The sequence below is a fragment of the Arthrobacter sp. Soil_C_49 genome, from assembly GCF_057656635.1.
In genome coordinates, this window is sequence record NZ_JBDGJZ010000010.1 from 65,923 (window position 1) to 85,501 (window position 19,579).

Genomic DNA, 19,579 nt, shown 5'->3' on the forward strand with positions numbered 1-19,579 from the left:
TCTGCCCCTGACTATTGAGGAATCCATGCCAACCACCGCTCCTCCCGTTTCCCTGGTGCTGCCACCGCTGGACCGCCGGCTCTCGCCCTACACCGGCCTGACCCGGGAGCACTGGTCCGCCTACGCCGACTACCTGTTGCGCTCGGCCCACCGCCATGCCACCGATGACCACGCCAACATCCACCTGCCCGGAGCCAACAGCGCCTACGGCCCGGCCAGCGACTCGCTGGAAGCATTCGCGCGGACCTTCCTGCTGGCCTCCTTCCGGATCAAGGGGGATCCGGAAGGCACCGGCTGGATCGCCGACTGGTATGCCCGGGGGCTGGACGCCGGAACCAACCCGGCCAACCCGGACCGCTGGCCCACTCCGGGAGAGCTCGGGCAGGCCAAGGTGGAGGCAGCGTCCTTGGCCGTTGGCCTGGCATTGACCCGGGAGGTCCTGTGGGACAAGCTCCCGCAACGGGTCCAGGAGCAGCTCATTGCCTGGTTCGAGACCGTGATCGGCGAGGAGTATCCGCCCATCAACTGGGTCTGGTTCCAGATTGCGGTGGAAACCTTCCTGGCCTCCGTCGGCGGCAGGTACTCCGATGAGGACATCGACGCCGGATTGGCCATCCATGACTCCCTCTACCGGGGCCACGGCTGGTTTGCCGACGGGCCAGAACGCGCTTACGACCATTACGTGGGCTGGGCCTTCCAGGTCTACCCGCAGCTTTTGCAGCTTATGGCGCCGGAGGATCCGCGGGTCAAGGCCAGGGCTAAGCTCGACGGCGACCGGCTGGCCGATTTCCTCGACGACGCCGTGTACTTGGTGGGAGCCAACGGCGCCCCGCTGATTCAAGGCCGCAGCCTCATCTACCGCTTCGCGGCCGCGGCCCCGTTCTGGTCCGGCCAGTTGTTGGGCAACACCAGGCTGAGCGCGGGCCTCAGCCGCCGGGCAGCCTCCGGGATCCTGGACTATTTCATCAGGCGCGGCTCCATCACGGATGACGGCGTGGTCTCCATCGGCTTCCACGATGAGTTCCCGGGGATGAAGCAGTCCTATTCGGGCGCCGGCTCACCCTACTGGGCGGCCAAGGGCATGATGGGCCTTGCCCTGCCAGCCAACCACCCCGCCTGGACCGCCGTGGAGGAACCGCTTCCGGTAGAAGTCAGTGACACTCGCCGATTGCTGGCGGCACCTGGTTGGCAGGTGGACGGCACTGTTGCCGACGGTGTGGTCCGGATCCGCAACCACGGCACGGACCACGCCAACGCGGGAGTGAAGGTGGCGGACTCGCCCCTCTACGCCCGGTTCGGATACTCCACGTCCACCTTCCCGGACCTGGAACCGGAGTCCCTGGACAACGCCGTCGTCCTGGTGGACGGCGACGGCAGGCTCACGCACCGGACGGGCTTTGAGTACCTCGGGCAGCAGGACCTGGACGGCGTCTTGGTGGGTGTGTCCCGCGGAACCGTGAACTGGATTGCCGTTGACCCCGACGCCGGGCCGGACCACGGCAGCGGCGCCAAAGGCACCGCCGCCCCGGGCCCCGAGGTGACAGTGGTATCGGCGACCCGCGGCGCGGTGGAACTGCGGCTGGTCCGGGTGCGGGGCGCCGCGGCGGCACCGGCAGCCAGGCTCCGGATGGGCGGCTGGCCGGTGGACGCGCGCTCCGGGATGGTCAGCGAAATCCGTCCCGTGGCCGGTTTCGGCTCGTTGTCGGACGACGCCGGAACCTGGGGCCGGGACGAGCCGCACCCCATGGGGGAGCAGCTGACCATTCCCTGGATTGGCACCTCGGGCACGGCGCGCGACGGCGACTATGCCGCCGTCGTGGTCCTTACCGGCGACGGAAGCGCGGACGCCCATATTCGTTTTGTCCCGGGTGAGCAGGACGCCGGCGCGGCCCGGTTCGAATTCCCCGACGGTGCCACCCTCACCCTCGCCGCAGCCTTGGAGTTGCTGTCCAGATAAGCCGACTTAAAGGCCTCGGAAGTCTGCATATGTGGACAAAAACTCCTAGGCTCCCGCGAACCAGTTGCGCGACGGGTTGGTGACTTCCGGCGCCGCCCGGTGCAGTCCCGGCTGGGCGGCCCACTTCACGCCGTTGGCCAGGACCCGCTGGATCTGGGGGTGGTGGTACACCGGGTACTCCTGGTCGCCGGGGCTGAAGTAGAAGATGCGGCCCTTGCCCCGGGTGAAGGTGACGCCGGAGCGGAACACCTCGCCGCCCGCGAAGGAGCTGATGAAGATGAGGTCGTCCGGGTCCGGGATGTCGAACAGCTCGCCGTACATCTCCTGCTCGGGGATCACGATGGGGCTGTCGACGCCTTCGGCGATGGGATGCGAGGGCTTGACTGTCCATACGAGCTCGCGCTCGCCCTCGTTCCGCCAGGCCAGCGAGCAACTGGTGCCCAGCAGCTTGGTGAACACCTTCGCGAAGTGCCCCGAGTGGAGCACGATGAGTCCCATGCCGCCGAGCACGTGCCGGTGGACGCGTTCGACGACGGCGTCACTCACCTCGTGGTGGGCGATGTGTCCCCACCACAGCAGGACGTCCGTCTCCGCGAGCACCTCCTCGTCAAGGCCGTGCTCATCATCGGTGGCGAGCACCGCCGTCGTAATTTCGGCCTCCGGGTAGTAGGAGCGAAGGCCCGCGGCGATGGCGCCGTGGATGCCGTCGGGGTAGATCTCGCCGATGTGGGACGGCTCGTTGTTGGCCTCGTGGACGCCTTCGTTCCAGACCCGGATCCTGAGTTTGTCATTCATTAGAGACGAACCTCCCGCTGCTCCAGCGCGGACTGGTAGCACGCGTCGATGATCTGTGCCCGGTAGAGCGCCAGGGAGCCGTCATGTTCTCCCCAGACTGCCTCACCGCCGCGCACTGCCGTGATGAAGTCTTCCACCACGGCGTCATGGGCGCGGCCCGGCAGTACCGGCGGCACGTAGTCGGCCGACTCGCCTTCCTTATCCGTGAATACCCGGAGCTGGCCTACGGCCGGGAAGGGTGCGCCCTGTACTTTGAGTTCGGCGCCACCGTCGGTGCCGTAGACCGTGAAGTCGAGGAGATCATCCGTTTCCCGGTACGTGGCCCAGCTCGCCTCGATCAACAGGGTCCCGCCGCCCTCAAGGCGAAGGAACGCCGACGCGAAATCTTCCACCTCGAAGGCGTGGCTGGAGGCGAGGGCCGAGTACTCTTTGCTGCCGCCGCGCCCCTGCGGGCCCAACTCGGAGTGGGTGGCGGCGGAGACCGCCACCACCTTGGGTTCGCCGAGCAGGTGCAGTGCGTAGTCCAGGGCGTGGACGCCGATGTCGGCCAGCGGTCCGCCGCCGGCGAGCTCCGGGTTGGTGAACCAGCTGCCCAGCGTGGGGATGCCGGAGCGGCGCAGCCAGGACGCCTTGGCGTAGTACGGGCGGCCCAGGCCGCCCTCGTCGATGACCCCCTTGAGGGCCCGGATATCGCCGCGACGGCGGTGGTTGAAGGCAACGTCCAGAACGCGACCAGCCTTGCGTGCCGCGTCCACCATTGCCTGGCCTTCGACGGCGTTGCGCGCGATGGGCTTCTCGCTCAGCACGTGGATCCCGCGTTCCAGGGCGGCGACAGCGATGGGTGCGTGGAGGAACGTGGGTACCGCCACGCTGATGGCGTCCAGGCCGCCGTGCTCCAGCATCTCTTCCCAGTCGGCGAACGCGTTGGGAATGGAGTACTCGGCCTGCAGGGAGTCGCGCAGTTCCTGCTCCATCCCTGCAAGCGAAACGATGCTCACGCCGTCCAGGGCTTCGTAGGCCTTCAGGTGCTGCTGGCCGGCCCAGCCGATGCCAACGACGCCCACCCGCAACTCCTGCGGCGGAGCTGGTTCCTGGTGGACGGGCTGCGCTGAGGGCTGTTGCTCGTTGTTCAAGAGATGGTTCCTTAAGGGTTGCTGACGACCTTGGCCCGTGGTTTTGTCAGGCCCAACCACCGGCCGTGGAATCGATTCCAAAAAGTCTGTCAGCCGCCCTCGCACACTGTCAACCCCCTGCGCTAGCCCTTTGTCGAGTCGCGGACCACGAGCTCATGCGGCAGGAAGGTCCGGCCGCGGCGGTGTTCGCCCGGCTCCGTCATCCTGGCGAACAGTGCCTCAAACGCCACCTTGCCCATCTCGTAGGCGGGCTGCCGGATGGTGGTCAGTTCCGGGACGCACATCTCCGCCTGGATGGAGTCGTCAAAACCGGCCACCGCGATGTCTTCGGGGACCCGCAACCCGGCGTCGGTGATCTCCCGGACGCAGCCGGCGGCCACAGTATCGCTGCCGCAGAACACGGCGTCCGGCAGCGGGTCCAGCTGGAGAAGATCCTTGGTGAGGCGGCGCCCGGCGTGGAAGTCGAACTCACCGTCCGCCAGGAGAAGATGCTCCGGCGACAAACCCGCGTCGGCGGCAGCCTCCCGGAAGCCTTCCTCGCGCAGCCGGCCGGAGCGCGCCAGCCTGTTGCCGATCATCGCCAGGCGCCGGCTGCCCGTATCGATGAGATGCCGCGTGATGTCGAAGGCGGCCTGCCGGTCGTCGATGGAAACGCCAAACGCCGCCTCGGAATCAACGATTTCACAGACCTGCACAACACTCAGCTGCTCCGCCAAGGCTTCAACATCGGAGTCCGGCATGGCGGGCGAAAACAGGATCAGGCCATCCACCGAGCCGTTGCGCAGCATGTCCACCAGCTGCTGTTCGCGTTCAAGGTCCCCGGACGTCGGGGCGATGAGGCTGACGTAGCCGGACAGCGCCGCCGCGTCACCAAATCCCCGGAAAGCCTCGCTGATCACGGGGGAGTTGAGGTTTTTGGCGAGGGCCAGGATGCGCATGGTCCGGTCGCGGCGCAGGTCGCGGGCGGAGGCGAGGGGCCGGTAATTAAGCTTGCGGATGGCGCCGGTGACCTTTTCCTTGCTCGCTGCGCTGACGGCCGGGCTGCCGTTGAGAACGCGGGAGACGGTTCCGACCGACACTCCTGCCGTTTTCGCGACGTCCTGGACTGTCGCTCGCGCCATTCCCTATCCTTCCGCGACCAGTGACGTAGGTCCTCGCTGCCCTCCCGTGCCGGTCGGCTGCGGCGGGTTTTCCCAGCATAGCCCGGAGGTCACAGACCAAAACGGCCGTTGCAGCGCCAGTTGCCTGGCAGCTCCAACGGCCGTTCGCGTGGTGGCCCCTCAGCGGGGAAGGACGCGATCCCGGCTATTTCGAGGCGAAGTAGCTCACGCACTCGCCTTCATTCGCAAAGCCTGGTTCCACGTTGGTGGTCCAGCCTCCACCGGCACAGGCTGTCTTGCCTGTCACAAAGGTCACCGTGTACTCGCGGGTGGTACCGTCCGGGGCCGTCACGGTGACTGTCGCCGTCGGTTGCTCAGCCGTGGCCTGGGAAACCGCTACTTTCGCGTTGGTGTCCAGGGGGTAGCCAGCCACGGTCGGCGCCGCCGTCGACGTCGTGAGAACTGTGTAGCCGCCCGTGCCGGACGCGAAGGCCACCACGGACTTCTGGTCCATCAGCAGCCGGCCGAGGCCGGCGAGGCCAGCTTCGCCCAGGCGTGTGCCGGCAATGGCCACTTCGGCCACCTTGGTATAGGAACCAGGGGTCGCCAGGACAACCCTGATGCCGCGGGTGGTGACAGGGTTGAACGCCACCTTCACAGGGGCGGTGATGCTCAGTCCCGTGATGGTTACTGCCGAGGTGTCCTGCCACACCCCGGTGGCGTCCTGGTACTGGACTTTGAGGTTTTGCGCGGCTTTCTCGGCCAGGGTCACAGTGACAGAGTCCACGGTGTAGTCGCGGCTGAAGCCGTATGTAAGGGTGTCTCCGCCACGTCCGCCGCTGACCCAGTTGGACCACCGGGTGGAGGCGTTGCCGTCACAGGTGTTTTTCGCGACGTATGAACCCTCGGTGTAGGTGGCCGAAACCGTGGTGGCGGGATCGTCCTTGCAGATGTTGCTGCTCGGGAAACGGTCCACCACGAGTACTGTCAGCAGGGCATCGAGCGGCTTGCCGCCATCCACGCCGGTGCCGGCCTTGCCGCGGATGGTGGCGCTTCCCGGCGTTTGCAGCGAGGCCGGGTCCAGGGTGCTCCAGTCCCAGGTGACAGCGAGATCGTTGCGGGCTGCTGCCGCTCCCACCTGGCCGGGAACAGTGGCAGGCGCGGCCGCCTTCACCTCGTCCAGCGCTGCACCCGTTCCCACCGTTACCGAGACGGGGTCCGTCGCCGTGTACTTGCCAACGGTGACGGTGACCTTGGCGTCGGTGAAGGACTGGCCGTAGACATCGGTGCCTGAGCCGGTGATGGTCACGGTGCCGTGTTTCTTCCAGACCGCAGGATCCACAGCGTCCCACCGGACTGCTACCGGGCGCCCTTCACCCTTGGCGTACAGCGGGGTGACGGTGGCTGGCAAGGATGGTGCTGTGCCAACGGGAGTGCCTAATTCCACAGGCCCGGTGCCGAGCAGCTTGAGGTCAGCGAGGTCTGTGAAACCCCAGGCCTGATGCGGGTTGGCGGTTGCCGTTGCCGTGGTGCCGGTGGAGGATCCGAGGGATACTCCCGTTCCCGCAGCCGTCTGGTTGCCGGAGACCTGCAGGGCAATGGCGGCACCGGCATTGACCAGCGACCACTGCTTTCCGTTCTCAGTGGTGACGATCCACTGCGACACCGGATCAGACTTGGCCTGCTCCAGGGACATGGTGGCAACGGAAGCGCTGCCGGTTTGGCTGGCGTTGAGCACTCCACCGTTGCCGGTCAGCACGCGGCCGTCCTTGTTGGTGACCACCCAGCGGCGGTCGTTCGCGAATTCCTTGCCGCCCGCTGCGGTGAACGTCCACAGTTGCGGGGTGACCTCCGCCGTGGTGCTGCCGAGGTCCTGGATGGCAGCGGAGCCGTCGGATTTGCCGGTCAGGTACTTTCCGCTTGCCTCGCCGGTCAGATGGTAGGTGTGGCCGTCCTGCACGGGGGCGGCGTCACCCATCACTCCGCTGACGCCGTCGACGACGAACGTCACCACGGACGCGGCGGGAACATCCAGCGTCGCGGACCTGGCCGCGGTGTCGACGGCGACCGGCGCACCCTTGACGAGGGCGTTCCGTTCGATGTCGTCCAGCGGGGACTTGGTGGTGACCACCGGGGTGACGGTGGCGCCGGGAGTGATGCTGCCGAACCGGCTGAGGTCGATGGTGACCTTTTCCGGCGTCGGGGTGTCATTGAAATGGACCAGGGTGGCTCCGTTGCCGTCAGCGTCCAGGGCGCTCGCCGTCTTGGCGTTGTCGTTCTGGATGAGGAAGTCGCCGGGGCGGATGTAGTGCGTGAAATTCCGGGTGGTGTTGTATTTCTGGTTGGTCAGGACCTTGCACTTGGCGGCGTCGGCGCTGGCGCCGTCGTTGAGCCGGCGGTTGGAGAGACCTTCGCGGCCCTCGTAGTTGCAGTCGAAGTCCACGTAGATAGAGCCCCAGCCCTTGTCCGCCTTTTCCTGCTTGTAGGTGTCCTCCACCGGCTGCCAGAACACCCAGGCGTCCGGTTCGAGTTCGCGCAGGTCGTTGACCATGCGGCCGGCGATGCCCAGGCCGTTGGTGATATTGGAGCGGTCCCAGCCGCTGGTGGAGTCGCCGAGAGCCGGGTTCCCCGTCCAGAAGCCGCCCACTTCGCTCATCCAGAGCGGCTTGTCTGTGGAGTTGGCCAGGTCGCGGACCCGGCGGCGGTCGTTGGTGCCATAGGTATGTACGTTCAGCTGGGAGACGGCGTCCTTGGCCTGCTGGCTGTAGCCGTTCCAGTTGGTCATGAACTTGCTGGGGTCGGTTTCGTCCATGGCCGAGATGACGGCCTCCGTGGTGGTGGCGTCCTTGGCCAGTTCGGCGGCGAGCAGTCTGGTGACGCGGTCCTGCGCCGCGGGGTAGATCAGCGCGCCTTCCTGCTTCTGCGTGTAGGTGGTGGGCGGCTTGCCTGTGACGGCGTTGATGTCCGTGCCCCAGTAGCCGGAATTGGGCTCGTTGAACGGATCGATGGTGTCCACCGTGATGCCGCTGCCGTCTTCGAGGAGTTCCACGGCGTGCTTCATGTAGGCGGCGAACTTGGCTTCCGCCTGGGGCAGCAGGTTTTCCCCCTTGCTGGTGTTGACCTGGCCGGAGACGTAACCGCTTTTAGTCATGAACCAGGGCGGGGAGTTACTGAAGGCTTCCCAATGGGTGATCTGCTGGTCTGCCGCCAGGCGTTCAACCCACCAGCGCTGGTTCCGGTCCGCGTCCGGGTTGTAGGACGCGGGGTCGTCCGGATTCCACTGATTGAGGAACGCGAGTTTGTTGGCCTGCGCGGGGTCCACCGAGCCGTCCGGGTTGTACAGGTTGGACGGGACTTCGCCCGCACCGGGTTCCGTGACGGGTTTCCACCAGCCCTCCACCGCGCTGCCGTCGTTGAGGTAGTTGGCGACGTCGGAGGCATTCCCGCCGCCCACGTTGTAGCGGGCGATGTTGAGGTTGAGCCCGTCCTCACCGAACACCTTCTGGTAGAGCTCCTCCCGCAGTTCCGGCGAGTAGCCCGCCGTCGCGTTCGCAAACCAGACCAGGCTGGTGCCCCAGCCTTCGAAGGCCTCGCCGCGGCTCGCCGGGTTGGGGGTGATCGTCACCGGGGTGGCATCGGTTGCAGCCACCGGCCCGGCCGGCAGCAGCACCAGGCCGGCTGCTGCCGTGACCGCGGCTGCGAGGGCGGCCACCGGCCTTCGCAGCCTTCGTGGTGATCGGGCGGAGAACGTCATTGTTGTACCTCACTGTTCAGGAAGCGTTGCTGGTGCCGGCGCCGCTCCTGAGTTCCGGGGGAGCGGGAAAGCTGCGGCACAGTGAGACTATGGGTGGGAGCAGGCCTCAACAAGGCACTCGAACAGGATCAGTCGTGCTCGAACAGAGCTGCTCGCAGATGATGCAGCTCGGAATCGGCGGGGGCGGTTGCTGCAACCCCTTCGCCGCTGGACCGCGCCACCTATGATGGCTGCTATGACGGAACATGCCCGGGAAGAGGTTGCCGGAAAGCTCGAACAGGTGATCGCGGCCCAGCTGCGGCACTACCGCACCTCCCAGGGCCTGTCCTCTGCCGAGCTTGCTGCACGCACCGGGATGTCCAAGGCGATGATCTCCAAGATAGAAACAGCCAGTACGTCGTGTTCCCTGACCACACTGCAGCGCCTTGCCGACGGGCTCAAAATCCCGGTGACGGCGCTGTTCCGCGGCGCGGACACGGACCGGGATGCCACCTTCACCAAGAGCGGCGAGGGCAGCCTCACCGTACGCAGCGGCACCCAGCACGGGCACGAGTACCGTGTGCTGGGCACCTTGAAGGGCCGCACGGATGCGCTGGAGCCCACCCTGGTGACGTTGACGGACGCGTCCGACGTTTTCCCGCTCTTCCAGCACCCCGGCACGGAGTTCATCTACATGCTCGCCGGCCGGATGGTCTACGGCCACGGCCAGTACGAATACACCATGGAGCCCGGTGACTCGCTCCTGCTCGACGGCGAGGGGCCCCACGGCCCGCTCGAACTCCAGGAACTTCCCATCCGGTTCCTCGCCGTCGCCGCCAAGTAGGAACACTGTGGATCTCCGGAGCGACCGGGGACCGACCACCGTATCCGCGCGGTAGACCGTGGGCCGCTGGGATGCGCCCCTTTCCGCGGCTCTTTGCTGCCTGAACACTCCTGTCTAAGTGCGGATCTGTCCTTTCCAGCCGCACTGCGCGACATCCAAAGTTAACAATTCCTGCGCTCGCTTGAAACATGCTTTTGACTACTGTGGTTCAACAAGGTTTCATAAGAAGCAACAGCAAACGAACAGGACAGTTCCGATGACTAGTCTCGCGACACCTGAAGTTCCAACAGAAGCACCAGCGCCCCAAAGCACCGGCCGTATTTCCCTTGCAGACATCGCCAAGGCGCACGACGTCCGCTTCCTCCTGGCCACCTTCGTGGACATGACGGGGAAGCCCTGCGCGAAACTGGTCCCGGTGGAAGCCGCCGATGAACTGGAAAACGGCGCGATGGGATTCGCCGGTTACGCCGCCGGGCTCATGGGCCAGAAGCCGCAGGACCCGGACCTGATCGCCATCCCGGACCTCGCCTCCTTCACCCCGGTTCCCTTCATCAAGGAGGGCCTGGCCATCATCCACTGCGACCCGCACGTTGACGGAAAGCCCTGGCCGTACGCCCCCCGCGTGGTCCTGAAGAACACGCTCGCCCGCCTCGCAAACGAGGGCATGCAGGCAAAGGTGGGTGCTGAGGTTGAATACTTCCTGGTGAAAAAGAACGACGACGGGACGCTGAGCACCGCCGACGACAAGGACGATTCGCCCCGCCCCTGCTACGACGCCCGCGGCGTCACCCGCATGTACGACCACCTCACGTCCATCTCCGACGCAATGAACAGCCTGGGCTGGGGCAACTACGCCAACGACCACGAGGATGCCGCCGGCCAGTTCGAGCAGAACTTCAACTACGCCGATGCCCTCACCACGGCGGACCGTGTGGTCTCCCTCCGCTACATCCTGAACATCCTGGCCGGGCAGCGCGGCATGACTGCCACGTTCATGCCCAAGCCCTTCACGGACCGCACCGGCACCGGCCTGCACTTCCACCTGTCGCTGTGGTCAGGCTCCGAGGCACTGTTCCCCACCGAGGGAGCGGACGACGGCGGCCGCGGCCTTGGGCTTTCCGGCCTCGCCTACTCATTCATCGCCGGCATCCTGGACCACGCTCCTGCGCTGCAGGCCTTCCTCGCGCCCACCGTGAACTCCTACAAGAGGACCGGTGCCACCACCAGCTCCTCCGGTGCCACCTGGTCGCCGCGGAAGGCATCCTTCGGCGGCAACGACCGGACCCACATGATCCGCGTGCCGGACAACAAGCGGATCGAGCTGCGCTCCGGTGACGGTTCCGCGAACCCGTACCTCGCCATCGCCACGGCCATAGCGGCCGGGCTGGACGGGGTGGAGAAGTCCCTGGACCCGGGGCTGCCGTCAGGGCCGGGGGAGTCCAGGCCCGACGCGCACCTCTTGCCAGCCACCCTGCTCCACGCCGTGGAAGCGCTGCGGAAGGATTCCGTGATCCTGGCAAGCCTCAGCGGCGATCCGGCCATCGGCAGCTACTACGCGGACGCCAAGGAAGAGGAATTCCTCAGCTGGCACAACCAGGTCAGCGACTGGGAAATCCGCACCTACCTCACCTCCATCTGACCCACTACCCACCCAGCAAAGGACCACCATGTGCGGAATCGCCGCGCTGCAGCTGCGCAACCCCTCGCTGCATCCCCAGATGGGCAGCCTGCTGTCCTCGATGCTATGCCAGATCGTTGACCGCGGACCGGACTCCGCCGGCCTCGCCGTCTACAACACCCCCGGCCTCGTTTCCCCCGGGACGTCCACGCTGAGCCTGCTGGGCAAGGACCAGGGAATGACGACGGCGGCCATCACCGCAGGCGTCGCCGCCCTCCTTTCCTCCGAAGCAGCAGCATCCGTCAAAGTGGTGGGCGATACCACCCTGGTGAGTGCCGCCGTCGGGACTGACCTGCTGGTGAAAGCAGTCAGCGAAACCCTGCCGGACGCCACCATCATCGGACGCGGCGAGCACGTCGCCGTGATGAAGAGCGTGGGCCATCCGATGGAGATCGCCGCAGAGCACGGACTGGAAGCCATGGCCGGAAGCCAGGGCCTGTCCCACACCCGGATGGCCACCGAATCCGCCGTCACCGCGGGCGGCTCCCATCCCTTCTCGGTGGCCGACGACCTCTGCCTGGTCCACAACGGCTCCTTCTCCAACCACGCCACCGTCCGACGCGAACTCAAGCGCGAGGGCGTGGTGTTCGATTCCGAGAACGACACCGAAGTGGGCGCCCGCTACGTCGCCTCCCGGCTGAAGCAGGGCGACACCCTCGAGGAAGCACTGGTGAACCTGGGCAAAGTCCTGGACGGTTTCTACACCCTGGTGGTCACCACCGCGGACAGCATGGCCGTGGTCCGGGACCCCATCGCCTGCAAGCCGGCCATCATCGCCGAAACGGACGACTATGTGGCCATGGCCTCCGAATACCGCGCACTGGCCGGCCTGCCCGGCATCAACAACGCCCGCATCTTTGAACCGGAACCCGGAAAGGTCTACACATGGTCACTCTGACAGCCCCCGAAGCCCCCACCGTTGACGCGCTGAACGAAACCACGGTTGACCTGGCAGCCACCACCGTCCGCGAACTCAACCAGGCCATCCACAATGCCGTTGACGGGCAGGCCTGGACCGTCACCAACCCCGGCGGCAAGCACAGCCTGGCCGTCGGTATCAACGCGGACATCAACGTGACCATTGAAGGCCACGCCGGCTACTACGCAGCCGGGATGCACCAAAAAGGCAACGTGTCCATCAACGGCAATGCCGGCGTCGGACTGGCCGAGAACATCATGTCCGGCAGGGTCCACGTCACGGGTGACGCGTCCCAGTCGGCGGCGGCCACCGGCCACGGCGGCCTGGTGGTCATCGACGGCAACGCCGGTGCCCGCTGCGGGATCTCCATGAAGGGCGTGGACATCGTGGTGGGCGGCAACATCGGCCACATGTCCGCGTTCATGGCCCAGGCCGGCCGGCTGGTGGTCTGCGGTGACGCCGGCGACGCCCTGGGCGACTCCATCTACGAGGCGCGCCTTTACGTCAAGGGCACGGTGGCTTCCCTTGGCGCCGACTGCATCGAAAAGCCGCTGCGCGAAGGGCACCTCGCCGAACTCGGGGAGCTGCTGGCCGCCGCCGGACGCACCGACAATCCCGCCGACTTCAAGCGCTACGGCTCAGCCCGGAACCTTTACCACTTCCGCGTCGACAACTCGACGTCGTACTAGGAGCCCCCATGACCATCACCTCAGTACCGCTCCCCGCTGAAGCACCAACGGCAGCACCCGCGCAGGACTTGGCCGAATTGGGCCTGCGCGAGTCCGCCACCTTCGACCGGGCCACCATCTCCGACATCCAGCGTGCCGCCGCCACCGGCGTCTACGACATCCGCGGCTGGGGCGCCAAGCGCAAGGTCCCGCACTTTGACGACCTGCTCTTCCTCGGCGCCTCCATGTCCCGCTACCCGCTGGAGGGCTACCGCGAAAAGTGCGATACCGACGTGGTCCTCGGCGACCGGCACGCCACGCGCCCGCTGCACCTGCAGACCCCGGTGACCATCGCCGGCATGAGCTTCGGCGCCCTGTCCGCCAACGCGAAGGAAGCACTGGGCCGCGGCGCCAGCGAGGTGGGGACCTCCACGACCACGGGAGACGGCGGCATGACGCCTGAGGAGCGCGGCCAGTCCAAGCACCTCGTGTACCAGTACCTGCCGTCCCGGTACGGCATGAACCCGGACGACCTGCGCAAGGCCGACGCCATCGAAATCGTGCTGGGCCAGGGCGCCAAGCCCGGTGGAGGAGGCATGCTCCTCGGCCAGAAGATCACCGAACGCGTGGCCGGCATGCGCACGCTTCCCGTGGGGATCGACCAACGGTCCGCCAGCCGCCACCCGGACTGGACCGGCCCCGACGACCTTGAAATCAAGATCGGTGAGCTGCGCGAAATCACCGACTGGAAGACCCCCATCTACGTCAAAATCGGTGCCTCCCGGCCCTACTACGACACCGCTCTCGCCGTGAAGTCCGGTGCCGACGTGGTGGTGGTGGACGGCATGCAGGGCGGTACCGCGGCCACGCAGCAGGTGTTCATCGAAAACGTCGGCATCCCCACCCTCGCCGCCATCCCGCAGGCCGTCCAGGCCCTGCAGGAACTCGGGGTCCACCGTAAGGTCCAACTCATCGTCTCCGGCGGCATCCGGACCGGGGCGGACGTGGCCAAGGCCATGGCCCTCGGGGCGGACGCCGTTGCAATCGGCACCGCGGCGCTGATCGCGCTCGGCGACAACGATCCCCGCTACGCCGCGGAATACTCCGCCCTGGGCTCCGCCGCCGGGTTCTATGACGACTTCCAGGACGGCCGTGACCCGGCGGGCATCACCACGCAGGACCCGGAGCTGTCTTCCCGGCTGGACCCGGTAGCCGCAGGCAAACGCCTGGCCAACTACCTCCGCGTCCTCACCATGGAAGCCCAGACCATTGCCCGGGCCTGCGGAAAGTCCCACCTGCACAACCTGGAACCCGAGGACCTGGTGGCACTGACCATCGAGGCCTCCGCTATGGCCCGCGTGCCGCTGGCCGGCACCTCGTGGATCCCCGGCCAGGGAAGCTTCTGATGCCTGACGCCCCCTCTGAATCCTCCGACTATGTAGTGGTGGGCGCTGGCCTCGCCGGCGCCGCCACCGCGTGGCAGCTCGCCTCCCGCGGCCACCAGGTCACCCTTTTGGAGCGCAGTACCCCGGCCGCGCACGATGGCAGTTCCCACGGCTCCGCCCGGATCTTCCGCTACGCCTACCCGGACCCCTTTTATACCCGGGCGGTGGTGGAGTCGAAGTCGCTGTGGGACGGGCTGGCTACGGCCTCCGGAAACTCCCTGATCACTCCGTTCGGCGCCGTGGACTACGGCCCGGAGCGCAATCCCCGGCTGCTGGCCGCGGTGCTGGCCGATGAAGGAATCGAGCACGAACTCCTGAGCGCTGCCGAAGCCCGTACGCGGTGGCCGCAGATCGCCTTCGATACCGAGGTCCTCTGGCACCCCGGGGCGGGGGTGATCGACGCGGAAACCGCCGTGAACGCCATGGTGGGACTCGCCGTCGGGCACGGCGCCCGGCTGCAGACCGGCTGGGAGCTGCGCAGCGTGGAGCGGACCGGCAGCGGTTACCGGCTCCGTTCCTCGGCGGGCGAAACGGTAGACGCCGGCAACGTGGTGATCAGCGCTGGCGGCTGGTTGCCGGGGCTGCTGGGACAGCTGTCCCTTCCCGCCGGTTTCCTGGCCGGGCTACCGGAGATCACCGTCCGGCAGGAGCAGGCCTTCCACTTCAAGTACAGGGATTCCGGCGCCGGCGCTGCCGCTTCGGGTGCTGCGGCCTGGCCGACTTTCATCCACAAGGCCGCGGACATCCAGGCCTACGGGCTTCCCGGCGGACGCGACGCCGGCTTTGCCGGCCAGAAAGTGGCGGAGTACAACGGCGGGAAGCTGATCCCGTCCGCGTTTGACCAGACCGGTGAAGTAGACCCGGCCAACCGGCGCCGCGTAGTGGACTACGTCAGCCGCTACCTTCCCGGTCTGGACCCGGAACCGTACGCCGAAACCACCTGCCTGTTCACCAACACCCCCAATGAGGACTTCATCATCGACCGCGCGGAGAACCTCACCGTCCTCTCGCCCTGCTCGGGGCACGGCGCCAAGTTCGCGCCGCTGATTGGCCAATGGGCCGCGGACCTGGCCACCGGCACCGGGACAGTTCCCGGCCGGTTCCGGAGCGCCACTTCAACAGCCTTGACCACCTAGAACGGATACCAGTGAGCGTTCCACAGACCATCCCCCCAGCAGATGCCTTGCCTTCTGCCAGAATCAGCGCAGCCACTGTTACCAGCCTGCTGCAGGACATCTCCACCATCGGCAGGGACGCATCACGGGGCGGCTACTCCCGACCGGTGTTCTCCAGCGCCGAAACGGACCTGCGGACCTGGTTCATCGAGCAGGCCGAACGGCGCGGACTCGACGTTCACACCGACCACAACGGCATCATCTGGGCCTGGTGGGACACCTCCGCCGGCGGGCGCAGGGACGCCGTAGTCACGGGCAGCCACCTCGACTCGGTCCCGGGCGGAGGCGCGTATGACGGTCCGTTGGGGGTTGCCTCGGCCCTGGTCGCCGTCGACATCCTGAAAGCCCGCATGCTCCGTCCCCGCAGGCCGCTGGCCATCGCCGTCTTCCCCGAGGAGGAGGGCTCGCGGTTCGGCGTGGCCTGCCTGGGTTCCCGGCTCCTCACCGGCGAACTGGACCCGGACAAGGCACGCCGCCTGAAGGACCCGGACGGCAACACCTATGCGGACGTCGCGGCCGCGAACGGGCAGGACCCCCGGCTGATCGGCGCCGATTACAAGGCCCTCCAGCAGCTGGGCCTGTTCGTGGAACTGCACGTGGAACAGGGCAGGGGACTGATCGACCTGAACCAGCCAGTGGCCATCGGCTCCTCGATCCTGGGCCACGGCCGCTGGAAGCTCAGCATCAGCGGACAGGGAAACCATGCCGGCACTACTCTGATGGCGGGCCGCAAGGACCCGATGATCGCTGCTGCCAAAATCATGGTCAGCATCCGCGACACCGCCAGGAAATACCGGGACGCCCGCGCCACCGTCGGCAGGATCCAACCTGTCCCGGGCGGAACCAACGTCATCGCCTCCCGGGTGGACCTCTGGATCGACGTCCGCCACCCGGAGGACTCCGTCACCGCGGCGCTGGTGGAAGCCATCCGGCTGAATGCCGAAATCTTCGCCGCCGAGGAAGACTGCCACGCCAGCCTGACAACGGAATCGCTGAGTCCCACAGTGCATTTCGACGGCGGCCTGCGGGACCGGCTGCAGGAACTGCTTCCCGCCGCGCCGGTCCTGGACACCGGGGCGGGGCACGACGCCGGCGTGCTGGGTGCACACATCCCCACCGCCATGCTGTTCGTACGGAACCCCACCGGCATCTCGCACTCCCCGGACGAACTGGTGGAGGACTGGGACGCGGAGGAAGGCGCCGTGGCGCTGGCGGACTCCCTCGTGGGGCTGCTCGGTGAGGCCCGCGCCATCGGCTAGGGCCGCCGTCGTCCGTCCCGCGTGGATTCCCGCCGCAGCTGTTCCCCCGGCGGCTTCCGGTCCCGCCCCGCATGCTGCTGATGCGGGTAGGACAGTTGCTCTTTGCGGGACTGCTGAAACTGGTGTGTGAACGACTGAAACCATCATTTAACACACCGGAAACCTAGCCCAAAATCGCCGCCATACAGTTGGAGCACGACGGCAATAGCCATCCTCTGCTGAACGCGGTACCTACCCCGCGTCCCTCCCGACGGAGCGGCTCTGACGGCAATTTACCGTTCTCTCTTCGCATCACGAAAGGGGTTTCCCATGGATTCGGGAAATGTCGCTTGGATTCTGGCCAGCTCCGCGCTGGTTTGTATGATGATCCCCGCCCTGGCCCTGTTTTACGGGGGCATGGTGGGGTCGCGCCGCATCCTCAACATGATGATGATGTGCTTCGGCGGCGCCAGCCTGGTGGCCGTCCTGTGGGCCCTCTTCGGCTACTCCATGGCCTTCGGAAACTCGGTAGCGGGCATGGGGCTCATCGGGGACGTCACCGAGTTCCCCGGCATGGCGCAGCTGCTGCCCGCGGATGAGGGGGCGTCTATCCCGGTGATTCTCTTCGCCGCCTTCCAGCTGTTCTTCGCCTGCGTCACCACAGCACTGGTTGCCGGAGCCGCAGCCGGCCGGATGAAGTTCGGCGCGTGGATGCTGTTTGCCGGCATCTGGGCCACCATCGTCTACTTCCCCATCGCGCACTGGGTGTTCGCCTTCTCCTCCGCTGACGGCAGCGTGACCGGTGGCTGGATCGCCAGCGGCATCAAGGCCATCGACTTCGCCGGCGGCACCGCGGTGCACATGAACGCCGGCGCTGCGGCCCTGGCCCTGGCCCTGGTCCTGGGCAAGAGCTCCGGCTGGCCCAAGGTGGAACATGCCAAGCCGCACAGCCGCCCGCTGGTGCTGGTGGGCGCAGGCCTGCTGTGGGTGGGCTGGTTCGGCTTCAACGCCGGCTCGGCACTCTCCGCCGGCCAGTCGGCGTCGGTGGTCTTCCTGAACACCGCTGTTGCTGCTTCCGCAGGCCTCCTCGCCTGGGCACTTGTTGAGCGGGTCCGCCACGGGGCTGCCACCAGCATGGGCGCGGCATCCGGCCTGATCTCGGCACTGGTTGCCATCACCCCGGCCTGTGGCGCCGTCAGCCCGCTCGGTGCGGTTGCCATCGGCGCGATCGCCGGGGCCGTGTGCTCCCTCGCCATTGAGCTCAAGTTCCGCCTCGGCTTCGACGATTCGCTCGACGTGGTGGGCGTCCACCTCGTGGGCGGCATCCTCGGAACCCTGCTGATCGGCCTGTTCGCCACCGATGCTGCACCCAACGGGGTCAGCGGCCTCTTCTACGGCGGCGGCGTCGAACTGCTGGGTGTCCAGGCGCTGGCAACCGTCTCCGTGCTGGTCTACTCGTTCGGTATCACCTGGGTCCTGGCCAAGATCCTGGACAAGACGATTGGCCTGCGCATCAAGCCGGAAGACGAGCTGCGCGGCATCGACCTCGCGGCCCACTCGGAGCTGGCCTACCTGACGGACGAGGATCCGGTGGAGCTTGGTTCACCGCAGCGGGCCTAGCCTGCAGTAAAGAATTCCGGGTGGGGGCGCCCGGGATACGAGTCAGGCAGAGGGCCAAGCCTTGGACCGGTGCCAGCAGCAGCTGGCTTATAGTTCCAAGGTTTGGCCCTTTGTCGTGCCTGCTGCCTTTACTCGTTACGGCTCACTGCTGGTTACGGCTCGCTGCAGACCAGGATGCCGTCGCGCACCTTGAGCACCGCCGCCCGTACGTGGCTGAGGCGGGTCTTCGGGCCAGGTGCCATGGTGTCGATGTCCTCGCCGCCCCAGTGCGGGTGGGTGAAATAAACCAGCAGCGCCCGTTCAGTGCCGTCCTCCTGCGGGGGAAGCGGGACCACATCAGCGTGGCGTCCGACGACGGGCCTCCCGTCCACCGACTCCGGCGCCGTGAGGATGAGCCCGCCCAGGTGGTCCTGCCGGACCCAGCCACCCGCGCCGTCTTCCGAACGGTACACGCCCTGGCCGCGCCACTCGTCCACAATCATCCAGAACGTCCCGTCCATCCGGAAGACCTTCGGCCCTTCGTGTGGACGACCCGGGATGGTGACTCCTTCAAGAACCCATGACGACGGATCCTCCGGGGTATCGCTGACCGCGCTGTAAGTGTTCGATCCGCGGGCTTCATCCTTGTACCAGAGCCGGTACCTGCCGTCCCCGCACCGGGCGACGGCGGCGTCGATGGCACGGGGCGAGTCCAGGCCGATGGCGCCCAGGTACTCCCAGTTGGCCAGGTCCCGGCTGGCGAACTGGACGATGGACGCGGTCCCGGTCCAGTCCGTCCGTACCCCGCCGAGCACCGTCAGGTACATGATCCACTGGCCGCCGATCCGTACGACGTCGGGAGCCCACAGGGTGGCGGGCAGTGCAGTGTGCGGCGGGACCAGTCCGTCCGCGGTGCCTTGGTAGGTCCAGTTGAGTCCGCCGTCGGAGGACCTTGCCATGCCGATCGCGGTGCCGTGCACCCACTTCACGCCCGTGAGGCCAAGAGCTGTGGCCCGGCGCTGGGTGTAGAACAGCACCCACTCGCCGGTCAGGTGGTCCGGCACCAGGACGGGATCGGTGGGGCCGTCCCACACTGGGTCACGGTACGGAGTGCTGAAGGCGTCCGGGCGCAGGGGAGGAAGGGCCGGGGGTGCGGAGGTCTGCTTGGCGGCCTGCTGGCACACGGTTTCTCCAACGTTGTAGTTTTGCCTTGGAGACCAGCATATGTCCATGTTCACGACGCGCAAACGCCTTCTCGCTGCGCAGATTCCCGGACGCTACCTGTATATGGGCCG

General features: G+C 66.9%; 14 protein-coding genes. 9 read left to right on the forward strand and 5 right to left on the reverse strand.

Annotation, left to right across the window (positions count from 1 at the left end; genetic code table 11):
• The first annotated feature begins 25 nt into the window (after positions 1–25).
• Positions 26–1,957, forward strand: a complete 1,932-nt coding sequence (locus AC3A4Z_RS15990) for a DUF2264 domain-containing protein (protein WP_498712654.1) — start codon at positions 26–28, stop codon at positions 1,955–1,957.
• Positions 1,958–2,002: 45 nt separating this feature from the next.
• On the opposite strand, the gene AC3A4Z_RS15995 is transcribed toward AC3A4Z_RS15990, so the two are convergent.
• The 4 genes from AC3A4Z_RS15995 to AC3A4Z_RS16010 all read right to left on the reverse strand — a co-directional run bounded on the left by AC3A4Z_RS15995 (position 2,003) and on the right by AC3A4Z_RS16010 (position 8,697).
• Entirely contained in the window at positions 2,003–2,752 is a 750-nt protein-coding gene (locus AC3A4Z_RS15995; protein WP_498712655.1) for a ThuA domain-containing protein, read from the reverse strand.
• Complete coding sequence (locus AC3A4Z_RS16000) at positions 2,752–3,885, reverse strand: Gfo/Idh/MocA family protein (RefSeq protein WP_498712656.1); 1,134 nt, start codon at positions 3,883–3,885, stop codon at positions 2,752–2,754. Before AC3A4Z_RS16000 ends, AC3A4Z_RS15995 begins: the two co-directional genes overlap by 1 nt.
• Before the next feature lie 122 nt (positions 3,886–4,007).
• On the reverse strand, positions 4,008–5,006 hold the full coding sequence (locus AC3A4Z_RS16005; RefSeq protein ID WP_493971849.1) for a substrate-binding domain-containing protein: 999 nt from the start codon (positions 5,004–5,006) through the stop codon (positions 4,008–4,010).
• A 184-nt stretch (positions 5,007–5,190) separates the two neighbouring features.
• Complete coding sequence (locus AC3A4Z_RS16010; protein WP_498712657.1) at positions 5,191–8,697, reverse strand: discoidin domain-containing protein; 3,507 nt, start codon at positions 8,695–8,697, stop codon at positions 5,191–5,193.
• A gap of 277 nt (positions 8,698–8,974) precedes the next feature.
• Between AC3A4Z_RS16010 and AC3A4Z_RS16015 the strand changes: the two genes are divergently transcribed.
• The 8 genes from AC3A4Z_RS16015 to AC3A4Z_RS16050 all read left to right on the forward strand — a co-directional run bounded on the left by AC3A4Z_RS16015 (position 8,975) and on the right by AC3A4Z_RS16050 (position 18,305).
• Positions 8,975–9,562 carry a helix-turn-helix domain-containing protein gene (locus AC3A4Z_RS16015; protein WP_493971851.1) on the forward strand — a complete coding sequence of 196 codons (588 nt, stop codon included), beginning with the start codon at positions 8,975–8,977 and terminating at the stop codon, positions 9,560–9,562.
• 256 nt (positions 9,563–9,818) lie between these two features.
• Positions 9,819–11,201 (forward strand): type III glutamate--ammonia ligase, encoded by a 1,383-nt coding sequence (glnT, locus tag AC3A4Z_RS16020; protein WP_498712658.1) that lies wholly within the window; start codon positions 9,819–9,821, stop codon positions 11,199–11,201.
• Positions 11,202–11,229: 28 nt separating this feature from the next.
• Positions 11,230–12,138, forward strand: a complete 909-nt coding sequence (locus tag AC3A4Z_RS16025; protein ID WP_498712659.1) for a class II glutamine amidotransferase domain-containing protein — start codon at positions 11,230–11,232, stop codon at positions 12,136–12,138.
• Positions 12,126–12,848, forward strand: a complete 723-nt coding sequence (locus AC3A4Z_RS16030; RefSeq protein WP_498712660.1) for a protein glxC — start codon at positions 12,126–12,128, stop codon at positions 12,846–12,848. Before AC3A4Z_RS16025 ends, AC3A4Z_RS16030 begins: the two co-directional genes overlap by 13 nt.
• A gap of 8 nt (positions 12,849–12,856) precedes the next feature.
• Positions 12,857–14,233 carry an FMN-binding glutamate synthase family protein gene (locus AC3A4Z_RS16035; protein ID WP_498712661.1) on the forward strand — a complete coding sequence of 459 codons (1,377 nt, stop codon included), beginning with the start codon at positions 12,857–12,859 and terminating at the stop codon, positions 14,231–14,233.
• On the forward strand, positions 14,233–15,408 hold the full coding sequence (locus tag AC3A4Z_RS16040; protein WP_498712662.1) for an FAD-dependent oxidoreductase: 1,176 nt from the start codon (positions 14,233–14,235) through the stop codon (positions 15,406–15,408). Before AC3A4Z_RS16035 ends, AC3A4Z_RS16040 begins: the two co-directional genes overlap by 1 nt.
• 47 nt (positions 15,409–15,455) lie before the next feature.
• Positions 15,456–16,706: an allantoate amidohydrolase gene (locus AC3A4Z_RS16045; RefSeq protein ID WP_498712663.1), complete on the forward strand. Its 1,251-nt coding sequence runs from the start codon at positions 15,456–15,458 to the stop codon at positions 16,704–16,706.
• Positions 16,707–17,015: 309 nt separating this feature from the next.
• Positions 17,016–18,305, forward strand: a complete 1,290-nt coding sequence (locus AC3A4Z_RS16050; RefSeq protein WP_498712664.1) for an ammonium transporter — start codon at positions 17,016–17,018, stop codon at positions 18,303–18,305.
• 152 nt (positions 18,306–18,457) lie between these two features.
• Here AC3A4Z_RS16050 and AC3A4Z_RS16055 read toward each other — a convergent pair whose 3' ends face one another.
• Entirely contained in the window at positions 18,458–19,468 is a 1,011-nt protein-coding gene (locus AC3A4Z_RS16055) for a family 43 glycosylhydrolase (RefSeq protein WP_498712665.1), read from the reverse strand.
• Positions 19,469–19,579: the final 111 nt, after the last annotated feature.

Coding starts and splice junctions, on each gene's coding strand:
- AC3A4Z_RS15990 (WP_498712654.1), top strand. CDS start 26: ATGCCAACCACCGCTCCTCCCGTTTCCCTGGTGCTGCCACCGCTGGAC.
- glnT (WP_498712658.1), top strand. CDS start 9,819: ATGACTAGTCTCGCGACACCTGAAGTTCCAACAGAAGCACCAGCGCCC.
- AC3A4Z_RS16035 (WP_498712661.1), top strand. CDS start 12,857: ATGACCATCACCTCAGTACCGCTCCCCGCTGAAGCACCAACGGCAGCA.
- AC3A4Z_RS15995 (WP_498712655.1), bottom strand. CDS start 2,752: ATGAATGACAAACTCAGGATCCGGGTCTGGAACGAAGGCGTCCACGAG.
- AC3A4Z_RS16050 (WP_498712664.1), top strand. CDS start 17,016: ATGGATTCGGGAAATGTCGCTTGGATTCTGGCCAGCTCCGCGCTGGTT.
- AC3A4Z_RS16030 (WP_498712660.1), top strand. CDS start 12,126: ATGGTCACTCTGACAGCCCCCGAAGCCCCCACCGTTGACGCGCTGAAC.
- AC3A4Z_RS16040 (WP_498712662.1), top strand. CDS start 14,233: ATGCCTGACGCCCCCTCTGAATCCTCCGACTATGTAGTGGTGGGCGCT.
- AC3A4Z_RS16015 (WP_493971851.1), top strand. CDS start 8,975: ATGACGGAACATGCCCGGGAAGAGGTTGCCGGAAAGCTCGAACAGGTG.
- AC3A4Z_RS16005 (WP_493971849.1), bottom strand. CDS start 5,006: ATGGCGCGAGCGACAGTCCAGGACGTCGCGAAAACGGCAGGAGTGTCG.
- AC3A4Z_RS16025 (WP_498712659.1), top strand. CDS start 11,230: ATGTGCGGAATCGCCGCGCTGCAGCTGCGCAACCCCTCGCTGCATCCC.